Origin of the sequence: Rhodovibrio salinarum DSM 9154 (genome assembly GCF_000515255.1) — a bacterium.
Classification (GTDB): domain Bacteria; phylum Pseudomonadota; class Alphaproteobacteria; order Kiloniellales; family Rhodovibrionaceae; genus Rhodovibrio; species Rhodovibrio salinarum.
The window spans coordinates 157,600-177,407 of the sequence record NZ_KI911559.1; the positions used below are offsets into that span (position 1 = coordinate 157,600).

Here is a 19,808-nt window from a genome sequence, read left to right on the forward strand (position 1 = left end):
GTGTCTCAGTCCCAGTGTGGCTGATCATCCTCTCAGACCAGCTACCGATCGCAGCCTTGGTAGGCCTTTACCCCACCAACTAGCTAATCGGACGCGGGCTCCTCCTAAAGCGCAAAAGCTTTGCCCCTCAGGGCGTATCCGGTATTAGCCGCCGTTTCCAGCGGTTATCCCCGACTTTAGGGTAGATTCCCACGCGTTACTCACCCGTGCGCCACGTAAGACCNGAAGGTCCCNGTTCGACTTGCATGTGTTAGGCCTGCCGCCAGCGTTCGTTCTGAGCCAGGATCAAACTCTCAGGTTGACCTCCCCGATCACTGCCAATGCCAAAAACATCGACACCAACCGGGTCCATCAATGGGTGCCCTGGCCACAAACAAGCGTATCTCAGGCTGTGGCTTGGGATACGCGTTCGCAGCACTAAGGCCCCGAAGGTCTCAATCCGAACCAAACCCTAGGAGGCCTGATCCGAACCCGCAGGGCGCCGCCCGCGCATCCCTTCCTCGTCTTACGATGTCAAAGAGCGCCNACGACAAAACGGCACAAAGGCCNTCCTGCGCGGCTCCGAAACCTGTACCAGGCTCCGGCTTTAGCCTCGCGGCTTGTCCTGAATGACCCTGCCAACCTCGCGGCTCAAGCTCCAAAGAGCGCCGCCCGTCGGCCGGGACAAGCAATCTAACGACGCCGATCCGCCCTGACAACCCCCGATCTCGCTCGATCGATCGCTTGTCGTCAGCGCGGCCCATGTCGCCGCCGTTACCCCCGAACGCCGCCGTGACCCCCTCGGGAGCACCGCGTCGCCGGTGAGCGCGGTGTATAGACCTACCCACACCCACATGACAAGACCTGATTTTGAAAGATCCTTTACCACCCCCTTACACCCCCATGACAAAACACCAAAAATCCCAGTTTCCCGCACCGCACAAACCCAACGGCGAACCTAATACATCCCACGAATCGATATAGAATCCGGGGGTGCCGAAAACAGAATCGGACCGTTCAAGACAAAAGCGCGAGTCGGCTGACGCGGAACCGTATCAGGTCCCCGACCTCGGCAAGACAGGCAAGAACGGCCAAACCGAGATCCGGGCGAACCGGCGCGTCACCACGGGCTAAATCATCGCGCGCGAGCGGAATTTCGAGACTGCACGGCGCGAAAAACCGTTAACGGAAGAGTTTGGGCCTCGTTAACCCTTCCGCTTCATACTCCCATCTGCAGTCAGGCGAGGCTGGAGATAACCGGAGCTGCATACCGGCGCGACTCGCCGGCACAGGCGGCTTCTGGTTGACACAATCGAGGATCCACAGCATGTTGCGTGGAATTCTTAATCGGTTGTCGTGCCCGATTAACCACGATTCCAGCGCAAGGCCTGGATCGGGTGACATGACGAGGGGGGAGTCCTAGTTGAGGCATTTGATCCCGCGCCCGCGGCGCGTTTCCGCGCGCGCGTATACTTCTGTCGCTGCCGTGCTGATCGCATTGCCGATCACCGGCTGGATGGTCTTTGGAACCGGTTCCGACGCCGATTCGGCGAACCCGGCACCACCGGTGGAACTCGGTGCGGACAAGACGGCGCCGAAGCTGATCCACGCCCATGCGACCACCGATACAAAGCGCCAGATGACCACGGATGCGGTTCAGCACCCGGCCCCGGCCCAAAAACCAGACATCGACACGGCACCGAAGGTCGCGAAAAAACCGGACACCGCCCAGACGCCTGCGGCAAAGGCGCCCGAAGCAGAGACGCCCGCGGACGACAGCGCCGCGACACCGTCCCAACCGCGCATTACGCGGACCAAGGTTACCGTCTCGCCCGGCGACACGCTCTTGAAACTACTCAAGCAGACGGGCCTTTCGGGGCGCGAAGCGTTTCTGGCGGTAAAGGAACTGCAGACCGTCTATAGCCCCCGCAAGCTGAAGCCCGGTCAGGAAATCCGCCTTGCCCTGCTGTCGGGCGGCACGCCGGACGTGGCGGAGATGCGCCTGCAACGCCTGATGTTGCGCGCCAACGCCGATACCAATGTCGCCGTCGAACGCACCGACGCGGGCGGATTCGCCGCCGCCAAGCAGGCCCGGACCCTGACCCGCCAAGTCTCCGGTGTGGCCACCCAGGTCGACAGCAGCCTGTTCGCCGCGGGTCAGCAGACGGGCGTGCCCGTACGGGTGATGCTGGACCTGATCCGCCAGTACTCCTACGCCGTCGACTTCCAGCGCGACCTGCGGCAGGGCGACCAGTTGGAGATCGTCTACGAACGCTTCCTGGACGCAAGCGGCGGCATCGCGAAGACCGGACCGCTGCTCTATGCCTCGCTCGAGGTGCAGGGTGAGGAACTGGCGATCTACCGCTACACGCCCGAGAACGGCCAAACCGGCTACTTTTTGCCAAACGGCGAATCGGTGCGCCGCCTGCTGATGCGCACGCCCATCAACGGCGCCCGCCTGTCGAGCGGCTACGGCATGCGCAAGCACCCGATCAAGGGCTATACCCGGATGCACGAGGGCGTGGACTTCGCCGCCCCGCCAGGCACCCCGATCTACGCCAGCGGCAAAGGTCGAATCGAGCGGATCGGCGTCAACGGCGGCTATGGCAACTATATCGAAATCGATCACGGCCACGGCTTCGAAACCGCCTACGCTCACATGCGCGGCTTCGCCAAGGGGCTCCACCGCGGCGCACGGGTGAGCCAAGGCGAGGTGATCGGCTACGTCGGCAACACCGGGAACTCGACCGGCCCGCATCTGCACTACGAGGTGCTCAAGCACGGGTCGCCAGTGAACCCGCGTGGCCTGAACCTGCCGACTGGCCGCACCTTGACCGGCGGGGAGTTCGCCCGCTTCAAACAGGCGATGGCCGAGATCGACCGGCTGCGCCAGCGGATGCCGGACACCGGTACCCGAGTCGCCCAGCTCGACTGCGCCGAGGCCGGCGGCTGTCCGTAACACCGAACCAGCGAGCCAAGCCTGACACACGAAACGCCCGCCGGGAGACCCGGCGGGCGTTTCTCACTTTGGCCGCATTGGACCTGACGCCAACTACTCGGCGGCGGCCTGTGCGGTGTCGCCAGCGCCCTCGGTCTGGATCTGCAGGCCGGAGTCGTCGGCATTGACCCGCACCACCGCACCGTCGCCGATCTCACCACGCAGCAGCTTCTCGGCCAGTGGGTTCTGCAGCTGGCGCTGGATCACCCGCTTCAGCGGCCGGGCGCCGTAGACCGAATCGAAGCCGGCCTCGCCCAGCCAGTGCTTGGCCGATTCGTCGAGCTCCAGCTGGATGTTGCGGTCGGCCAGCATGGCCCGCAGCCGGTCGACCTGGATATCCACGATGCCGCTCATCTCCGCACGGGTGAGCGAGTGGAAGATCAGGATCTCGTCCAACCGGTTCAGGAACTCCGGCCGGAACTGGCTGCGCACGACCTCCATCACCTGATCGCGCACCTGCGGACTCTCGGTGCCCTGCGCCCCGCCGGCCGAACTCTGGGCGATGATCTCGGAGCCCAGGTTGGAGGTCAGGATGATCACGGTGTTGCGGAAATCCACCGTGCGCCCCTGGCCGTCGGTCAAGCGGCCGTCGTCGAGCACCTGCAGCAGGGTGTTGAAGACGTCGTGGTGCGCCTTCTCGATCTCGTCCATCAGGATCACCTGATAGGGCCGCCGCCGGACCGCCTCGGTCAGGGCGCCGCCTTCCTCGTAGCCGACATACCCGGGCGGGGCCCCGATCATCCGGCTGACCGAGTGCTTTTCCATGTACTCCGACATGTCGAGACGCAGCAGCGCGCTCTCGTCGTCGAACAGGAAGCGCGCGAGCGTCTTGGACAGCTCGGTCTTACCCACGCCGGTGGGGCCGAGGAACAGGAAGGAGCCGATCGGCCGATTCGGATCCTGCAGGCCGGCGCGGGCGCGGCGGACGGCATGACTGACCGCCTCGATTGCCTGGTGCTGGCCGATCACCGACTTGTGCAGCTCGTCCTCTAGACGCAGCAGCTTGTCGCGCTCGCCCTCCAACATCCGCTCGACCGGGATGCCGGTCCAGCGCGACACCACGGAGGCGATCTCGCTGTCCGTGACCTCCTCCTTCACCAACAGGCTCTGCTCGTCCGGGGCACCGTCGGCATCGCCCTGCTGCTCGGCCTGCTCGGCCGCCTTCAACCGGCGCTCGAGATCGGGAATGGTGGCGTACATCAGCTCCCCCGCACGCTCCAGCTCGCCGCGACGCTGCGCCTGCTCCAGCTCGCCACGCGCCTTGTCGAGCTCCTCCTTGAGCTTCTGCGCGCCGGCCAGCTTCTGCTTCTCGGCCTGCCAGCGCTCGGTGAGGGCTTTGGAGCGCTCTTCCAGATCGGCGATCTCCTTGATGACCCGCTCCAGCCGGTCCTTGGAGGCCTTGTCGCTCTCCTTCTTGAGCGCCGCTTCCTCCATCTTCAACTGGATGATCCGGCGGTCCAGCTCGTCGATCTCCTCCGGCTTGGAGTCGACCTCCATGCGCACCCGGCTGGCCGCTTCGTCGACCAGGTCGATCGCCTTGTCGGGCAGGAAGCGATCAGTGATGTAGCGGTCCGAGAGCTGCGCGGCGGCGACCAGGGCGCTGTCGGCGATCCGCACGCCGTGGTGCAGCTCGTATTTCTCCTGCAAACCCCGCAGAATCGCGATCGACTCCTCAACGCCCGGCTCGGAGACGTAGATCGGCTGGAACCGCCGGGTCAGCGCGGCGTCCTTCTCGATGTGCTTGCGGTATTCGTTGAGCGTGGTCGCGCCGATGCAGTGCAGCTCGCCGCGGGCCAGCGCCGGCTTCAGCATGTTCGACGCATCCATCGACCCCTCGGCGCTGCCCGCGCCGACCAGGGTGTGCATCTCGTCGATGAACAGCACCACCTCGCCCGCGCTCTGGGCGATCTCCTGCAGCACGCTCTTCAGCCGCTCCTCGAACTCGCCACGGTACTTCGCACCCGCGACCAACTGGCCGAGGTCGAGCGACAGCAGCCGCTTCTCGCGTAGCGATTCGGGCACATCGCCGTTGACGATTCGCTGGGCCAGCCCCTCGACGATCGCGGTCTTGCCGACGCCCGCCTCGCCGATCAGCACGGGGTTATTCTTGGTCCGGCGGGAGAGGACTTGGATCGTGCGCCGAATCTCCTCGTCCCGGCCGATCACCGGGTCCAGCTTGTTGTCCTTGGCCTTCTGGGTGACGTCGATCGTGTATTTGTCGAGCGCCTGATACTGATCCTCGGCGTTCGCGCTGTCCGCCTTGCGCCCGGCGCGCAGTTCCTCGATCGCCTGGTTGAGCTGTTGCGGCGAGACGCCGGCGTCCTGGGTCAGCGCCTTGCCGGCGGCGGTCTCCTTGCTGCTCATGGCGATCGCCATCAACAGGCGTTCGACCGAGACGTAGGAGTCGCCGGCTTTCTGGGCGAGCTTCTCGGCCTGCTCGAAAACCCGGCCCAGCTCCGGGGTCAGGTGAATCTGCCCCGCGCCGGCCCCCTCGACTTTCGGGAGCTTGCCGAGTTCCGATTCGACCCGGGTGCGGGCCTGTTTGGCATCGCCCCCAGCCTTGTCGATCAAGTTCGCCGCCAGCCCTTCCTCGTCATCGATGATGACCTTGAGCAGGTGCTCCGGCGTCAGCTTCTGGTGATTGGAGCGCAAGGCCAGTCCCTGAGCGGACTGAACGAACCCGCGCGCGCGTTCGGTATATTTCTCGAAATCCATCTCGTGCCCTCCTCGTTCGCACCCGAGTTTCACCGTGGCGTGCGACGATGATGCCAAAAGGTCGGCGTCCGCACCCGTGCGTCAACGGCGTGCAACACGCGTCTCGCGGCAACCCCGGCCCGCGTTCACGCGCGACCTTTGATTGCCACTCATTCGATATGGTGTTGCCTGTTTGCCACACAAGAAGACGGTGCGCCGGAAGGGCCGCGCCGTTTTACCTGCCAGCGCGCGATCGGGACCGCGGGCGCGTTGACAGCCCGCGCGTGGGCGCGCTTACCTCGTTCGACATACACGGAGTTCAGCAAGGGAACCGGTGCCTTGAGCACGACGGGCAAGATCGCGCGGCTATACCGCTATCCGGTGAAGGGACTCTCGGCCGACCCGCTGGAGCGGACGACGGTTGCGGCCGGCGGACAGATTCCACACGACCGGCGCTTCGCCATCGCCCGCCCGACCACCCGGATCGATACCAGCGACCCGCAGTGGATGAAGAAGACGCATTTCCATTGCCTGATGCGCGACGCGCGGCTGGCCCAATTGGCGGCACATTACGATGCCGACACGACGCACCTGACCCTGCATCGTAAAGGCCGGCAGGTGAGTCAGGCCGTGCTGTCCGACCCGATGGGCCGGATGATGCTGGGTCAGTTCTTCGCCGCCTTCCTCGAAGAAGAGGCGGGCGGCACGCCCAAGGTGGTCGACGCCGGCACGCGGGTGCTGAGCGACCAGCCGACGCCGGTCATCTCGATCATCAATCTGGCCAGCCTGCGCGATCTGGAGCGCGTGACCGGGCGCACGGTCGACCCGGTCCGCTTCCGCGCGAACCTGTACCTCGAGGGCTTGCCGGCCTGGGTCGAGCGCAACTGGCCGGGCCAACGTCTGCAGACCGGCGATGTGACATTGGCGGTACGCGAGGAGATCAACCGCTGCGCGGCAACCGAGGTGAATCCGGAAACCGGCGAGCGCGACATGAAGGTCATCGCCGCTTTAAAGCGCGGTTATGACCACATCAACTGCGGCGTGTTCGCCACCGTGGAAACGGGCGGCGACCTCGCGGTGGGCGAGACGATAACGGTCTCGCGGACGTAACGCGGGCAACGCCGTCCACAGCTTGCGGTTGGGTCAAGACCCCGCCCGGCATGCCTCAGCACGCCGGGCGGATGTCGACGTGCCTTCTATCCCGCCAGCTTGCCCAGTTCGTCGAGCAGGGCATCGCCCATCTCGCTGGTGGAGACCCGGGTGGTACCTTCCTGAACGATATCGGCGGTACGCAGACCACGGGCGAGAGCATTCTCGACCGCGCGCTCGATCAGGCGGGCATCTTCGCCCTGGTCGAAGGAATAGCGCAGCATCATCGCGAACGACAGCAGGGTCGCCAGCGGGTTCGCCACGCCTTGCCCGGCGATGTCGGGGGCGGAGCCGTGCACCGGCTCGTACATTGCCTTGCGCCGGCCGTTCGCGTCCGCCGCGCCCAACGAGGCGGACGGCAGCATGCCGAGCGAGCCGGTCAGCATCGCCGCCGCGTCCGAGAGCATGTCGCCGAACAGGTTGTCGGTGACGATGACATCGAACTGCTTGGGCTGGCGAACCAGCTGCATGGCGCAGTTGTCGGCATACATGTGGGTGAGGTGCACGTCGGAGAACTGCTCCTGATGCAGACGCTCCACCTCCTCGCGCCACAGCACGCCGGATTCCATGACGTTCGCCTTCTCGGTGGAGGTCACCTTGTTCTGGCGTTTGCGCGCCAGTTCGAAGGCGACCGCGGCAACGCGCCGGATCTCGCTCGTGGTGTAAACCTGCGTGTTGACCCCGCGACGCTCGCCGTTGCCAAGGTCTTCGATCCCACGCGGTTCACCGAAATAGACGCCGCCGGTCAGTTCGCGGACGATCATGATGTCGAGCCCGCGCACCAGCTCCGGCTTGAGCGAGGAGGCCTCAACCAGCTGTTCGAACACCATCGCCGGACGCAGGTTGGCGAACAGCGCCATCTCCTTGCGCAGGCGCAGCAGGCCGCGTTCCGGCTTCTGGTCGAACGGGAGATTGTCCCACTTCGGCCCGCCGACCGCACCCAGCAGCACGGCGTCGGCGTCCTGCGCCTTCTGCATCGTGGCGTCGGTAATCGGCGCGCCCTCGTCATCGATCGCGATGCCGCCAACCTTCGCCTCGTCGAAGGCAACGTCGAGCTTGCGGTTGTCGTTCAGCCAATCCGCAATCCGGCGCACCTGAGCCATCACCTCCGGCCCGATGCCATCACCGGGCAGGATCAGGACGGTCTTGCTCGCCATGCGTGGTTACTCCCCTGCTGGTCGTGTGTGCCGGGGAGCGTGATAGCCGGGGCGCCGGACGGTGACAAGCACGGCGGACATAGTCTGACGGTTGGAGACCCTTAGCCGACGCCTTGTTCGGCCGTACTTGGCTGGGGACTTAAAGGGTATTCCGCTTCGACCCGATAGATCGGTCCCTTGGGCGTCAGCTGGCTGGAAATCAATTGGAAGCGATCGACGTAGATCGGCCCGGAATTGAACAGACCATAGGCCTGCAGGAACTCGCCCAGCTTCTTGCCGGGCGGCCCCTTGAAACGGGCGATCGTGACATGCGGCTTGAACTTGCGCCGCTCACCCGCCAGGCCGATCCGCTGGGCGGCCTGCTCGACCTTGGTCTGCAGGCGGTAGAGCGGCTCCGGCCCTTCCACCCCGACCCACAGCGCCTGAACTTTCTTCCCGGAGCCAAACGTCCCCAGCCCCTTCAACTCCATGTCGAACGCCGGCGTGTCGATGCCCGACAATTCGGCCGCCATGTCCCGTCCCTGCCGGCCGTCCAACTCGCCCAGGAAGCGCAGGGTCAGGTGCATATTCTCCGGATCGACCCAGCGCGTGTTGGCGAGCCCGCCGGCGAACCCGCCCAGCCGGTTACACAGATCCTCCGGCAGCGGCAGGGCGACGAACAGGCGCATCATGGCGGACCACCTCCTTACTGCTGGAAACGCTGGCGGGCCGACGGGGATCGGTCAAGCTGGGCAGGCTGCACCCGGTGGCTCGGTTACGGCGTCAGCCAGCTCGCCTCGTAGCCGTCCGCGCTCAGCTGGAACCGGGCGCGGCGGTGGCCTTGCCCAGCGAGGTACAGCCATTCGATCTCCTGGACATGGGCGCGCACCACCCGGAAGGTCTCGAAGCCGACGTCGGGATCGTCCGGTTCCGGCTCCGCATAGCCGTCGGGCACGTTGAGCGGGGTGCCAGGGCCGGGATCGATGCGATAGCACACCCGGCTGAACGCCCGGGTCTGGTCCCAGGCACCACGGGCCACCGCGTCCATGCCGTGGACGTCGGCGCGGGCCCGGACGCGCAGTTGCACCTTGGCGGCGCGGTCGTAGAAATGCAGGGCGATCCGGGGGTCTGCCTGGAGTTCCGCGACTTTCGACGCACGGCGGTCGGTATGGAACTGCAGCCAAGGCCCTGCGCGGTCGGCTTGGCGCAGCACGACGGTGCGCACGCGCGGCGCGCCATCCGTGCCGATCGTCGCGACAGCGGGCAGATGAAAGGGGGCGCGTACGTTGGTGACCCCGTCGTCCAGCAAACGCCACGCCTCGGCGTAGGCGGAATCGAGGTCGTTATAGAAGTCCGGAATCTCGGTCATGGCCCGAAGGCTAATCCGCTCGCGCAGGCTGCGAAAGCGGTGCGCCGTCGTCTGGCCCCTCCAGATCGCCCGCGGCCAGACGCTGTTTGATCCGCCCCTGTTCATCGGCATCGATCGGATAGCCGCGTAGCAACCAAATCGACAGCAGCTTGATAGCGCACGGCAGCAGGGCATAAAGCGCGGCGAGCATGAACAGCGCGGTCGCAGACTGACTGTCCGCCTGTGCATCGAATCCGGCGAGCGCCAGGACCGGGAAGGCGATCCCGACCGCGAGCGCGAGCGGCACCTTGGTGGCCACGCCCCAGGCGGCGAAGAACAGCCCGGAACGCCGCCGGCCGGAGCGCAGCGTGTCCAGGTCGATCACGTCCGCCTGCATCGACGGCGGCAGCGCCAACTCGCCGCCCAACGACAGACCGGTGAGCACGCAGACAACGAGAAACCACCAGATGTCGCCGGGTCCGAGCAACACGGCGATCCAGAAGGTCGCCGCGGCCATCCCCATCGCCGCCATCCAGACCCGATGCTTGCCGAACCGCCGCGACAACCGCAGCCAGATCGGCACGCCCGCCACGGCGCAGAGGAAATAGACACCGAGCAGCGGCCACGCCCAGTCCTGCGCCTGCAGCACATGCTCGACGTAAAGCAGGAACAGCGTCGCCGGCAGTCCGTAGGCGATGCCGTTCAGGAAATAGGCCACGATCAGCTTGCGGAATGGCCGATTGCCGGCGATCACCGACCAGGAGAAGCGGTGGGTGCTGCCCGCCACCCGCGCCTTGGCGTCGTCCGGCAGTACGAGCGCGCACGCGACCACGCCGAGCGGCAACAGGATCGTCAGCCCCCAAGCGAAGCCGGCCATGATCGTGGTCCGCTCCAGGGTGAGCAGCGCCGGCCCGGCCATTGCGCCCACCGTGCCGACGACAATTGCCATCTCGCGCACGGCGGCGACGCGGCTGCGCTCGTGATAGTCGTCGGTCATCTCCGCCGCCCAGGCGTTGTAGGGCAGCATGATCATGGTGCCGCCGGTATAGAGCAGCACGGTCCACAACAGGAGATGGGCCCAGCCGACCTGCGCCGCCGGCGCGAAGTCGAGCGGCACGAACAGGAACCAGACCGACACGACCGCGACCGGCAGACCGGCCAGCATCCAGGGCTTGCGCCGGCCAAGACGGCCCGGCGTGCGGTCTGAGAGGACCCCGATCACGGGATCAGTCACCACGTCCCACAGTCGGGCCAGCAGCAGTACGGCACCGACCACGCTCAACCCGACGCCCAGATCCTGCGCGTAATAGGTCGGCAACGTGACGTAGAGCGGCAGCAGCAGGGCCGCCAAGGGCACGCCCGGCAAGGCATAGGCGCCCAGCTGCCACCAGGCAAAGGTACGACCCGCGGCCGGCGGCGGCGAGCTGGCAGCAGCGTCGGTCATGCGCACAGCATCTTAATTAAGCTAGCTCTGGTTCGGCTGCGGCGGTTCGGTCGGCAGATAGCCGCTATGCTCGGTCAGATGGTAGGTAATCCGCTCGCCGCGCGCATCGAAGGCGAGCCCGACCCAGCGGCCCATGTCACGATACCAGATGTGGGTGTCGAGGGCGCCGTGGATGACGTACCGCTGCGCCTGCACCGCGCCATCGGCGGTTTCCACCGTATCCACGCCATCGGCTTCCACGGTGATGTCGTCGACGGTGCCTTTCTGGGTGTTGAGTAGCTTGTCCGCCTCGGTGGTCGCGGCGATCCAGTAGGTCGAGGGCAGAACCGTGCCATCAACCACCTTGGTATCCTCCTGCGTACGGACCTGCAGACGACCATCGTCCAGGCGCTTGGCATCGACCCGATAGGCGGTGCCGTCATCGTCGGTGCGCGTCGTCATCGCGACCAACCGCCCGCCTTCCCAGGTCGTCGTATTGTCGTGGCTATAGCGGAAAAAGGTGATCGGCCCGATGCCGACCGCAAGGTCGATATCGACCGTGACCGTCAAGCGCTCGCCTTTCCGTCGAAAGGTGAGCTGGTGCGTGCCGATCTTGCTGCCAGCGCGTTTGACATCGAAACGCAGCACACCGGTTTCCTCGGCCTGCTCTGCCGTAACGGGCGCGACCGGCGCGGCTGCGGCGGCGCCACCGGCGGGCGCCAGCAAGACACCGGCGAGCAGGCCGGCGGACAGAGTGTGGATCAGACGCATGGCGACCCCCTTGGGGTGGTGAGCTGTCACGCGGGCGGCGGTTTGGGATATCGGCCTCCCGCGCGTGTCTGTCCATACGTTGGCATGCGCAAATTGGATGTCGAAAAATAGACCGGGCTGTCGCGGCAAAGCCGGCTCCTCCTCAACGCCGACGCCCGGACGCCTCACCCGATCCCGAGCCAGCCCGGAACGAACACACCAACCACGGCTGCGGCCCCGGCGGCGAGCAGAGGCCCCGTCATGGCGAGCGCCATGCGTGGCGCACCAACGACGGCGACCAGCACCGGCTTGACCAGCGTATTGGCGACCACGGCAATCACGATGCCAAGCGTCGCCACCTGCTGGCCGATCTCACCGTCCTGCCACAAGCTGCCCAGCGAGAGCACGATCGCGTCAACGTCGCTCAGACCCGACACAGCGGCCAACAGGTAGATTCCCGTGTCGCCGGCCCAGGCCTTGAGCGCGCGGGCGCCCAGCATGATCGCGCTCAACAGCACACCGAACTGCAGCGCCATCTTGAGTTCGAACGGGTTATGTGGCTGCAGCGCGTCGGGATCGGTGATCTCCGTGCGCTGGCGCCAGCGCCAGGCGACGCTCGTGAGCGTCACCCCGGTGGCAAGCGCAAGCGGCCAGGCCAACCGGGCCAACAGGTCCGGCACCAGGACACCGGCGATCACCGCCACGCGCGGATACATGGTCGCCACCGCCGCCACCACGCCGGCACCCAGCAGCGGCTGCGCCGCGCGCTCCCCGCTCGCCTTGGCCAGACGCGCCAGATTGATGGCCGTGGCGGTGGAGGAGGCGAGCCCGCCCATCAATCCGGTCAGCAGGACGCCGCGCTTGACGCCGACAATCTTGATCGTGGCGTAGCCGAGGAAGGAAAGCGCCGCGATCAGCACCACCATCCACCACAGCTGGTAGGGATTGATCGCGCCGAACGGGCCGTAGTGCTCATTCGGCAGGATCGGCAGCAACACGACCGAGATCGCCAACAACTCGATCGCGGCGTGCAGTTCGCGCGCCTCGATCCGTTGCAGGAAACGGTGCAGCTCCTGCTTCACGCCCAAGACGGCCGTCAGCACGACCGCCCCAGCGCCCGCGACCGCCAATTCCCCGAAGCCGGCGAGCGCCCCCAGCGCGAAGGTCGCGAGGGCCGCGACCAGGGTCGTGGAGCCGACGTCGCTGCCGCGGTCGAGGGTGATGTACTGGTTGACGCCCAACAGCCCGGCAACGGCAAGCAGCACGGCCGCCAGCATCAACGGGCCGGTCTGGACGGACAGCACGGCGCCCAGCCCGCCCAGAAAGCCAATCACGGTGAAGGTCCGCACCCCGGCGACCCGCTGCCCCTCGCTCAGGTCGCGGGCCTTCCAGCCACGCTCCGCCCCGATCAGCAGGCCGAGCGCGAGCGCGACGGCAAGACGTTCGAACAGCAGCTCACTCGCGGGCATGGCGGTTGCCCGTTCCAGCGGGGACGGCGTTACACGCCCGCGGCATCGGCGAACGCGGCGAGCGTGGGATAGGTGGCGTCGACCGGTGGACGTTCCGACAGCGCGGGCGTGGCACCCCAGGCGCCGCCGTCGGCCAGCCCCTGCCGGTCGATCCAGCAGGTGGCGAGACCCAGGCGTTGGGCCGGTCGGAGGTCGTGATAGGGCGACTGCGCGACATGCAGGATCGCATCGAAGCCGATGCCGATCTCGTTCAGTCCCTCCAGCGCCATCTCGAACGGCGCGGGATCGGGCTTGTAGGCTTGGGCGTCCTCCGCCGTCACCTGCAGATCGAAATTCACGCCGAGTTTGGCCTGCGACATCCCGAAGGACGCCCGGTCGACGTTCGAGATCACGCCCAGCCGGTAGCGCGTCTGCAGCCGCGTCAGCGCATCCGCCGCGTCGTCGAACGCCGGCCAATGCTGCACCGACTCACCGAACGCATACGCCTCGGCCCGGGTCGGCTTGACGCCGAAGTCGGCCGCGATATCGGCAAACACCAGTTCCAGCACGTCCGCGTAAAGCGTGTCCGGGTTCTCCTGCTGCCGCCGGGTCTCGTGCCGGGCAAAGGCCGCGAGCAACGCGGGCCGGTCCGCATCCACACCCTGGCGCGCCGCCCAGGGCGCAAGCGCGTCGACGAGCCCGGTCTCCCAGTCGATCAGCGTTCCGTAGACGTCGAACGTCAGGGCCTGAAAGGCACTCAAATCCATCGTCGCGTCAGCCCCCGACGGGGTCGCCGGTCGGCGGGCCCTGCCCCGGCTGCCAGTCCGGCGGGGCGAGGTCGAAGCCGTCGAAGCTGAACGCGGGCGCGACCGTGCAGCCGACCAGTGCCCAGCCGCCGACCGGCGCGGCCGACTGCCAGGCGCCGGCGGGAACGACGGCCTGCGGCCGCTCGCCGTTGATCAGATCGCGGCCCAGCGTGACCCGCTCGACCGCCACGCCGTCGACCGAGATCGCCAGCGTCATCGGCGCGCCGGCGTAGTGGTGCCAGACCTCGCTGGCGTCGACCGCGTGCCAGTGCGAGCGCTCGCCTTCCTTCAAGAGGTAGTAGATCGCGGTGGAACGCGGCCGGCCCTGGTGGTCGACGTGGGGGTCGCGGAAGGTCTCGCGGAAGGCCCCGCCTTCGCGGTGCTTCTCCATGCCGAGCAGCTCGATCACCTGCTCGCCCGTCATGCCGTCCAGCGTGCGGTCCTGGCTCATCGCGGTCCTACCCCTTGGGCACCGTGTCCTGCATCGACGCCCGCTCGGCGAAGCGGGTGTACCATTGCGCCAGTCCTGGCCGACCCGCACGCCAGTCGTCGTTCGCGAAGCGGAAATCGAGGTAGCCGAGCGCACAGCCCACCGCGATCGCGGCGATGTCCGGCGGATCGCTGGCCAGGCGGTCGACCTCCGGCGCCAGCAGGTCGAGCGCGCGGTCGATCTTATCGGTCTGCCGGGCCTCCCAGTCGGCCCAGTAGAACTCCTTCGGGCGGCGGACGGTCTCGATCAGCCGGGCCACGGCCGCGTCCAGGATGCCGTCGGCGAGCGCATGGGTACGCTCCACCCACCACCGGCGGTCGCCGTCCTGCGGGAACAGCGGGGCGGCCCCGTGCAGCGTATCGAGGTAACGGACGATCACCGGGCTGTCGAACAGCACCGTGCCGTCCTCCAGCTTCAGCGCCGGCACCTTGCCGAGCGGGTTGTCGCCCGGCAGGTCGTCCGCCGGGTCCCAGGGATTGGTCGCCTTCAGCTCCAGCCGGTCGGCCAGGCCGCGCTCGGTGGCTGCCACCACGACCTTGCGCACGTAGGGCGAGGTGGGCGAGTGGCGCAGGGTCAGGGGCATGACGGGTCCTTTGCGAAGAGGGCGGAGGCGGGAGGGGAGGTGCGCGCCTCCCCCCTAGAGACTGCGCGCGGCCACGCCGCGAAGGCAAGCGGCCGGGCCCGCCTCAGTAGCCGTTGCGCTTCTCGCGCACGGCGGCGAAGACGTCGACCGGGTCGGCACCGGGCATGCCGAGCGCCTTCGCCAGCGCGGGATCATCGGCGCGCAAGAAGGGGCTGCAACGCTTCTCCTCGCCCAGATCGGCGGGGATCGTCGGCTTGCCGGCGCCGCGCAGCTCCTCGACCCGCTTCTTGTAGGCCTGCAGGTCCGGGTTGTCCGGCTCGATGTCGGTGGCGCAGCGGACGTTGGTCATCGTGTACTCGTGGCCGCAGTAGACCTTCACGCTGTCGGGCAGGCGGCGCAGCTTCTGCAGACTGTCCCACATCTGCTTGGCGTCGCCCTCGAACAGCCGGCCGCAGCCGAGCGCGAACAGCGTATCGCCGGAGAACAGCACGTCCGCGTCCTTGAACCAGAAGGAGATGTGCCCGCGGGTGTGGCCGGGGGTGAAGAATACCTCGGCGGTCGCGTTGCCGACCGAATAGGTGTCGCCCTCGCTCAGCGCGACATCGATGCCGGGGATTCGCGCCTCGTCGTACTTCGGGCCGACGATCGGCGCGCCGGTCGCCTGCTTGACCTCCTTGTTGCCGGCGGTGTGATCGCCGTGATGGTGGGTGTTCAGGATGTGGGTGATCGTCCAGCCCTTGGCCTTGGCGACGTCCAGCACGGGCTGCGCCTCCGCCGGGTCGACGACGGCGGTCTCGCCGCTTTCGGGCTCGTGGGCGAGGTAGATGTAGTTGTCGCTGAGCGCCGGGATCAGCTCGACTTCGAGCTTGGCCATGAGGTCCCTCCCTTGGGCTTGTCCGACTGTGCCGGCAATCCGGCTCTGGCGTGCAAGGTAGTCGCTCGCCCCGGCCGGTGAAAGGCGCGGGGCAACACGCCGCCGTACTGGCAAGCACGGCGCGCAGGTTATACATAGGAAACCGGACACGGCCGGCGGGGATGAAGGCAAACACCCATGTTTCAGGACGTGAGCGAGCTGCAGCAGTTCTACGCGGATCGGCTGGGCCGTGTCGTACGGCACACGATCCAGCGCGAGCTGCGCCAGGTCTGGCCCGACGTGCGCCGGCAGCGCATCCTTGGCCTGGGGTATTGCACGCCCTACCTGCATCCCTTCCAGGCGGAGGCGGAACGGGTTCTGGCCTTCATGCCGGCCCAGCAAGGCGTGCTGCACTGGCCGGACCGTCAAACCAACGCGACGACGCTGGTCGACGAAGGCAACCTGCCGCTCAGCGCCTACTCGGTCGACCGGGTGCTGCTGGTGCACTCGCTGGAGCACACCGAACAACTGCGCCCGCTGTTGTCGGAGATCTGGCGGGTGATGATGGGCGATGCGCGCCTGCTGATCGTGGTGCCCAACCGGCGCAGCCTGTGGTCGCGGCTGGAGCGCACACCGCTCGGCCACGGCCATCCGTTCAGCCACGGTCAGCTGACCCGGCTGCTCAAGGACCAGAACTTCGAACCGCAGCAGACCCGCCACGCGCTGTTCGTGCCGCCGACCTATTCGCGCAGCCTGTTGAGCGCAGCCCCGGCGTTCGAGCGGATCGGCAAGCGCTGGCTACCCCAGTTGTCCGGCCTGGTGATGCTGGAGGCGACCAAACGCGTCTACGCCACCACCCGCCCGATGCAGATCGAAAAGGTGCGCCGCCCAGCGATCGCGCCGGCGCCGGTGGCCCGACCCGCCGGGGTGCGCTGGCGCAGCGACGACGGGTACGACGTCGCGGTGTGACGGCTGGGCGGTGTGACGACTGGGCGGGTGTGACGGCTGGGCTCTGATACCGCCGAACGCCGGCACGGCTCTAGCCGGCTGGCACGAGACGCAGCAGGCTGGCGCCCAGACAGATGATCGCGACGATGGTGAGTGGCCGGCGCAAGCGCGGGTACCAGGCGGGCGTGATGCCGACACGGGTGGTCTTGGCGTCGACGAAGAAGGTCGCCGCGAAGGACAGCATCTGCATGATCACCCCGATCACCGGCATGGTGATCAGTGACAGCCAAGCCACCAGCGATGGCGCCACGGCGTAGCCGAGCCGCGCCCAACTGCAGGCGGCGGCAATGTCGCCGCGCGTACCTTGCCCAGCCAATGCCAGGCCCCAGTGCGCGGCCCCCAGGAAGCTGATGATCGTGGCGCCGTAGAACAGCTGGATGTCGAGCGCGCGTATGGACCAATCACCGGGGGCGGCCCAGACGGCGACCGCGGTCACGACGAAGGGGATCAGGCCGGTGCCGCCATAAACGGCAGCCGGCAGCGGCACGGACGGGGACTCGGGTTGTTGGCTCATCGCCCTCGGTCTTGTGTGGCTGGCGGGGTAAGGTCCGACCGGACCAGGGCTCACGCCGACGACGAGCTGTCGGCGGCGTCTTCGGCGCGCAGTTGCTCAACCGCCGTGTGGGCCTTCTGACGGTGCGTCTCGGTCACATACTCGGAGACCCTACGGTAGGCATAGGTCAGAATCGCCGCATCGTCGACGAAGCCAAAGGCGGTCAGGATATCCGGCACCAGATCGGTGGGCAGAATGAAATAGGCGAGCGCCCCGAACAGCACCGCCTTCACCTGGGTCGGCGTCTCGGGATCGCGCGCGCAGTAGTACGCCGCGACCGCGTCCTCCAGGAAGGGAACACGCCCCAACACACGCCGCGCCTTGGCCCAGAAGTTGTTCAGGACCTTGTCGCGGTCCTGCTCAAGCTTCTCCGGGTCATACCGCGTCACCTTGCGCGCAGCTTCCGCGTAATCGCGGCTGTCGGAATCGCTCATGACCAATATATGCGAACACCGCCTGAGCCCTGCAACCCGCGCCCCATTGGCTCCGATCGCCTAGCTACCTGGCGGGAGCGCGGCTTGCAGTTCGCTGCCTAAGACGCTACTCCTGGAACGCCTTGGCAAAGCGGTCGGCCTTCTCGGCGAGCTGGATATCACGCTCGCTCGTGCCGCCCACGTCGTGGCTGGAAAGCGTGATGTCGACGCGGTTGTAAACGTTGAACCACTCCGGGTGGTGGTCCATCTTCTCCGCCGCCAGAGCGACCCGCTGCATGAAGCCGAACGCCGCGTTGAAGGACTTGAACTGGAAGGTCTTCTGGATGGCGTCGCGATCCGGCGCGACACTCCAGCCGTCCAGCTTCTCAACCGCCTGATCGCGCTCCGACTCGCTCATCTTGCCGGCCATGGGCTGCACCTCCGTGACGATGGTTAACCTCGCGCCCATAGCTGGCTGCCGGAGCGGACGGGGTCAACCGCCGGCCCGCACGCCAAAACGCCCTGCCCGACGATGCGCCTCCGCCGAGGACGCACACCGCCCACTCAACGAAGACAACAACGCGACCGAACAGATGGCTCACCTCCACGACATCGATCGCCACACCACGCCCCCGGAGATCAGCGACATCGAGGCGATGGCGCGCGAGGCGATGGCGACCATCCCGCAGCAGATGCGTACCATGCTGAACAACGTCAGCGTCCAGGTGGAGGACTTCCCCGAGGACGAGGTTGTCGAGGAAATGGGCCTGGAATCGCCGTTCGACCTCCTGGGCCTGTACCGGGGGGTGAACCTGCTGGACAAATCGGTCGGCGACAGCGGCAGCCTGCCCGACACGGTGCATCTGTTCCGCCGGCCGATCCTGGATTATTGGGCGGAGAGCGGCGAAGACCTGCGCGAAGTGGTGGCGCACGTGATCATCCACGAGATCGGCCACCACTTCGGCTTCTCCGACGAGGAGATGGAGCGCATCGAGCAGGGTCGCCCGCCACGCGGCTAGGCGCTCTCCTGTGGCCCTACGGCCCGCACGCCTCAGTGGCCAGGGCTGTCCTCCACAATGATTTCCAGCTCGACCGCCCCGCCCGGCTCGAACGTCAGGGTAAGGGGGAAGCGGTCGCCGGCCTGCAGTTCCCGATCGATCCCCTGTAGCCAGAGGTGCACCGCCCATTCGGCGAGCGAGACCGGCTGCCCGGGCGACAGCTTCAGGGCGTCGTAAACCTGCGCATCGTCCCCCGTTCCCTTGCGCAGCACGACCGACTCCGCAACCGGCGTGGTCGCGGACACCAGGGTAACGGCATCCGACCGGTCGTTGACGATCGGCATGTAGACAGCCGCGTTTTCGCCCGAGGTGGGCGGGGCCCAGGCATGACCGATCTTGATCCCCTCGACCTCAGCGGAATGGGCAAAGGCGGCGAGCGGCGCGAACGCGCCCGCCAGAAGCACGAGCAAGGCGATCAGGGGACGGCGAAGTGAGGTCACGGAAATCTCTCCTTGATGGCGGGTCAGCAAGAGGAGCAGCGGGGCCGCAGGGCGCGCCCCCTGGCTCCAGCTTCACGCGCCGGTTCTACGACAGCTATAGCAACGCGTGCACCCGCGCGCGCAAATCCGGCAGCAGATCACGTTCGAACCACGGATTCTTCTTCAGCCAAGCGGTGTTACGCCAGCTGGGGTGCGGCAACGGCACGTAATCCGGCAGGTAGTCCCGATAATTCGCGACCGTCTCCCACAGGGTACGTCGACGCGTCTTGGCCAGGTAATGCTTCTGGGCGTAGCTGCCCACCAGCAGTGTCAATTCCAGGTTCGGCAGCGCGGCCAGCAGGCGCGGGTGCCACATCGGCGCGCACTCCGGCCGGGGCGGCTTGTCGCCACCGCGCGTGTCGCGCCCCGGATAGCAGAAGCCCATCGGCACGATCGCGATCCGGCTGGAATCATAGAAGGTGTCGCTGTCGACCTGGAGCCAGAACCGCAGTCGCTCGCCGGAGGCGTCGTTCCACGGCACGCCGGTGTTATGCACCTTGGTCCCGGGCGCCTGGCCGATGATCAGCAGCCGGGCGCTTTCCTGCGCGCGCAGCACGGGGTTGGCCCCGAGCGGCAGTTCCGGCTCGCAATAGCGGCACGCGCGGGCGTCTGCCACAACGCGCTGCAGCGGCTCCACCAA

The 19,808-nt window shown here is 67.0% G+C and carries 20 protein-coding genes and 1 other annotated feature; of the genes, 4 read left to right on the forward strand and 16 right to left on the reverse strand.

Features of this window, described 5'->3' with window-relative positions; all coding sequences use genetic code 11:
* Nucleotides 1-243, reverse strand: a sequence feature (16S ribosomal RNA rRNA prediction is too short).
* Between the two features lie 1,222 nt (nt 244-1,465).
* A complete protein-coding gene (locus tag RHOSA_RS19505) occupies nt 1,466-2,938 on the forward strand; it encodes a M23 family metallopeptidase (protein WP_156092447.1) in 1,473 nt (490 codons plus the stop codon).
* 93 nt (nt 2,939-3,031) lie between these two features.
* Here the strand turns inward: RHOSA_RS19505 and clpB are convergent, their stop codons facing one another.
* Nucleotides 3,032-5,692, reverse strand: coding sequence for an ATP-dependent chaperone ClpB (gene clpB, locus RHOSA_RS0100700; protein ID WP_027287176.1), 2,661 nt, complete (start codon nt 5,690-5,692; stop codon nt 3,032-3,034).
* A gap of 318 nt (nt 5,693-6,010) precedes the next feature.
* Between clpB and RHOSA_RS0100705 the strand changes: the two genes are divergently transcribed.
* The gene (locus RHOSA_RS0100705) at nt 6,011-6,781 is read left to right on the forward strand and encodes an MOSC domain-containing protein (protein WP_027287177.1); all 771 of its coding nucleotides are present in this window, start codon (nt 6,011-6,013) and stop codon (nt 6,779-6,781) included.
* 86 nt (nt 6,782-6,867) lie between these two features.
* On the opposite strand, the gene leuB is transcribed toward RHOSA_RS0100705, so the two are convergent.
* From leuB to gloB, 10 genes are all read right to left on the reverse strand, one after another.
* Nucleotides 6,868-7,977: a 3-isopropylmalate dehydrogenase gene (gene leuB / locus RHOSA_RS0100710; protein WP_027287178.1), complete on the reverse strand. Its 1,110-nt coding sequence runs from the start codon at nt 7,975-7,977 to the stop codon at nt 6,868-6,870.
* Nucleotides 7,978-8,078: 101 nt separating this feature from the next.
* The gene (gene thpR / locus RHOSA_RS0100715) at nt 8,079-8,648 is read right to left on the reverse strand and encodes an RNA 2',3'-cyclic phosphodiesterase (RefSeq protein ID WP_027287179.1); all 570 of its coding nucleotides are present in this window, start codon (nt 8,646-8,648) and stop codon (nt 8,079-8,081) included.
* A gap of 83 nt (nt 8,649-8,731) precedes the next feature.
* The gene (locus RHOSA_RS0100720) at nt 8,732-9,325 is read right to left on the reverse strand and encodes a pyridoxamine 5'-phosphate oxidase family protein (protein WP_027287180.1); all 594 of its coding nucleotides are present in this window, start codon (nt 9,323-9,325) and stop codon (nt 8,732-8,734) included.
* Between the two features lie 10 nt (nt 9,326-9,335).
* Complete coding sequence (locus RHOSA_RS19510) at nt 9,336-10,748, reverse strand: MFS transporter (protein ID WP_081728343.1); 1,413 nt, start codon at nt 10,746-10,748, stop codon at nt 9,336-9,338.
* A 21-nt stretch (nt 10,749-10,769) separates the two neighbouring features.
* Nucleotides 10,770-11,498 carry a DUF6134 family protein gene (locus RHOSA_RS0100730; protein ID WP_027287181.1) on the reverse strand — a complete coding sequence of 243 codons (729 nt, stop codon included), beginning with the start codon at nt 11,496-11,498 and terminating at the stop codon, nt 10,770-10,772.
* Nucleotides 11,499-11,662: 164 nt separating this feature from the next.
* Complete coding sequence (locus RHOSA_RS0100735; protein WP_027287182.1) at nt 11,663-12,946, reverse strand: MgtC/SapB family protein; 1,284 nt, start codon at nt 12,944-12,946, stop codon at nt 11,663-11,665.
* 29 nt (nt 12,947-12,975) lie between these two features.
* Complete coding sequence (locus RHOSA_RS0100740; protein ID WP_027287183.1) at nt 12,976-13,692, reverse strand: HAD-IA family hydrolase; 717 nt, start codon at nt 13,690-13,692, stop codon at nt 12,976-12,978.
* A gap of 7 nt (nt 13,693-13,699) precedes the next feature.
* On the reverse strand, nt 13,700-14,182 hold the full coding sequence (locus RHOSA_RS0100745) for a cupin domain-containing protein (protein WP_051431664.1): 483 nt from the start codon (nt 14,180-14,182) through the stop codon (nt 13,700-13,702).
* Nucleotides 14,183-14,189: 7 nt separating this feature from the next.
* Nucleotides 14,190-14,804: a glutathione S-transferase N-terminal domain-containing protein gene (locus RHOSA_RS0100750; RefSeq protein WP_242468724.1), complete on the reverse strand. Its 615-nt coding sequence runs from the start codon at nt 14,802-14,804 to the stop codon at nt 14,190-14,192.
* A gap of 103 nt (nt 14,805-14,907) precedes the next feature.
* Complete coding sequence (gene gloB, locus RHOSA_RS0100755; RefSeq protein ID WP_027287186.1) at nt 14,908-15,678, reverse strand: hydroxyacylglutathione hydrolase; 771 nt, start codon at nt 15,676-15,678, stop codon at nt 14,908-14,910.
* 177 nt (nt 15,679-15,855) lie between these two features.
* Here gloB and RHOSA_RS19515 point away from each other — a divergent pair, with 177 nt between their 5' ends.
* Nucleotides 15,856-16,626 (forward strand): class I SAM-dependent methyltransferase, encoded by a 771-nt coding sequence (locus RHOSA_RS19515; protein ID WP_037255427.1) that lies wholly within the window; start codon nt 15,856-15,858, stop codon nt 16,624-16,626.
* A gap of 70 nt (nt 16,627-16,696) precedes the next feature.
* Here RHOSA_RS19515 and RHOSA_RS0100765 read toward each other — a convergent pair whose 3' ends face one another.
* The 3 genes from RHOSA_RS0100765 to RHOSA_RS0100775 all read right to left on the reverse strand — a co-directional run bounded on the left by RHOSA_RS0100765 (nt 16,697) and on the right by RHOSA_RS0100775 (nt 18,100).
* Nucleotides 16,697-17,179, reverse strand: coding sequence for a DUF3429 domain-containing protein (locus RHOSA_RS0100765; protein ID WP_051431665.1), 483 nt, complete (start codon nt 17,177-17,179; stop codon nt 16,697-16,699).
* Between the two features lie 50 nt (nt 17,180-17,229).
* Nucleotides 17,230-17,652: a YkvA family protein gene (locus RHOSA_RS0100770; RefSeq protein ID WP_081728344.1), complete on the reverse strand. Its 423-nt coding sequence runs from the start codon at nt 17,650-17,652 to the stop codon at nt 17,230-17,232.
* A 106-nt stretch (nt 17,653-17,758) separates the two neighbouring features.
* The gene (locus RHOSA_RS0100775; protein ID WP_276570045.1) at nt 17,759-18,100 is read right to left on the reverse strand and encodes a 4a-hydroxytetrahydrobiopterin dehydratase; all 342 of its coding nucleotides are present in this window, start codon (nt 18,098-18,100) and stop codon (nt 17,759-17,761) included.
* Between the two features lie 124 nt (nt 18,101-18,224).
* Between RHOSA_RS0100775 and RHOSA_RS0100780 the strand changes: the two genes are divergently transcribed.
* A complete protein-coding gene (locus RHOSA_RS0100780) occupies nt 18,225-18,650 on the forward strand; it encodes a metallopeptidase family protein (protein WP_027287190.1) in 426 nt (141 codons plus the stop codon).
* 32 nt (nt 18,651-18,682) lie between these two features.
* On the opposite strand, the gene RHOSA_RS0100785 is transcribed toward RHOSA_RS0100780, so the two are convergent.
* Both RHOSA_RS0100785 and RHOSA_RS0100790 read right to left on the reverse strand, forming a co-directional pair.
* Nucleotides 18,683-19,129 carry a copper chaperone PCu(A)C gene (locus RHOSA_RS0100785; RefSeq protein WP_027287191.1) on the reverse strand — a complete coding sequence of 149 codons (447 nt, stop codon included), beginning with the start codon at nt 19,127-19,129 and terminating at the stop codon, nt 18,683-18,685.
* Nucleotides 19,130-19,223: 94 nt separating this feature from the next.
* A complete protein-coding gene (locus RHOSA_RS0100790; RefSeq protein ID WP_244880589.1) occupies nt 19,224-19,784 on the reverse strand; it encodes a uracil-DNA glycosylase family protein in 561 nt (186 codons plus the stop codon).
* Between the last annotated feature and the right edge of the window lie 24 nt (nt 19,785-19,808).

Bases quoted from the DNA above. Each gene is read 5' to 3' on its own strand.
- RHOSA_RS0100765 (WP_051431665.1), bottom strand. From the start codon at position 17,179: ATGAGCCAACAACCCGAGTCCCCGTCCGTGCCGCTGCCGGCTGCCGTT.
- leuB (WP_027287178.1), bottom strand. From the start codon at position 7,977: ATGGCGAGCAAGACCGTCCTGATCCTGCCCGGTGATGGCATCGGGCCG.
- gloB (WP_027287186.1), bottom strand. From the start codon at position 15,678: ATGGCCAAGCTCGAAGTCGAGCTGATCCCGGCGCTCAGCGACAACTAC.
- clpB (WP_027287176.1), bottom strand. From the start codon at position 5,692: ATGGATTTCGAGAAATATACCGAACGCGCGCGCGGGTTCGTTCAGTCC.
- RHOSA_RS0100780 (WP_027287190.1), top strand. From the start codon at position 18,225: ATGGCTCACCTCCACGACATCGATCGCCACACCACGCCCCCGGAGATC.
- RHOSA_RS0100775 (WP_276570045.1), bottom strand. From the start codon at position 18,100: ATGGGCGCGAGGTTAACCATCGTCACGGAGGTGCAGCCCATGGCCGGC.
- RHOSA_RS19515 (WP_037255427.1), top strand. From the start codon at position 15,856: ATGTTTCAGGACGTGAGCGAGCTGCAGCAGTTCTACGCGGATCGGCTG.
- RHOSA_RS0100745 (WP_051431664.1), bottom strand. From the start codon at position 14,182: ATGAGCCAGGACCGCACGCTGGACGGCATGACGGGCGAGCAGGTGATC.
- RHOSA_RS0100770 (WP_081728344.1), bottom strand. From the start codon at position 17,652: ATGAGCGATTCCGACAGCCGCGATTACGCGGAAGCTGCGCGCAAGGTG.
- RHOSA_RS0100750 (WP_242468724.1), bottom strand. From the start codon at position 14,804: ATGCCCCTGACCCTGCGCCACTCGCCCACCTCGCCCTACGTGCGCAAG.
- RHOSA_RS0100730 (WP_027287181.1), bottom strand. From the start codon at position 11,498: ATGCGTCTGATCCACACTCTGTCCGCCGGCCTGCTCGCCGGTGTCTTG.
- RHOSA_RS19510 (WP_081728343.1), bottom strand. From the start codon at position 10,748: ATGACCGACGCTGCTGCCAGCTCGCCGCCGCCGGCCGCGGGTCGTACC.
- RHOSA_RS0100740 (WP_027287183.1), bottom strand. From the start codon at position 13,692: ATGGATTTGAGTGCCTTTCAGGCCCTGACGTTCGACGTCTACGGAACG.
- thpR (WP_027287179.1), bottom strand. From the start codon at position 8,648: ATGATGCGCCTGTTCGTCGCCCTGCCGCTGCCGGAGGATCTGTGTAAC.
- RHOSA_RS0100720 (WP_027287180.1), bottom strand. From the start codon at position 9,325: ATGACCGAGATTCCGGACTTCTATAACGACCTCGATTCCGCCTACGCC.
- RHOSA_RS0100735 (WP_027287182.1), bottom strand. From the start codon at position 12,946: ATGCCCGCGAGTGAGCTGCTGTTCGAACGTCTTGCCGTCGCGCTCGCG.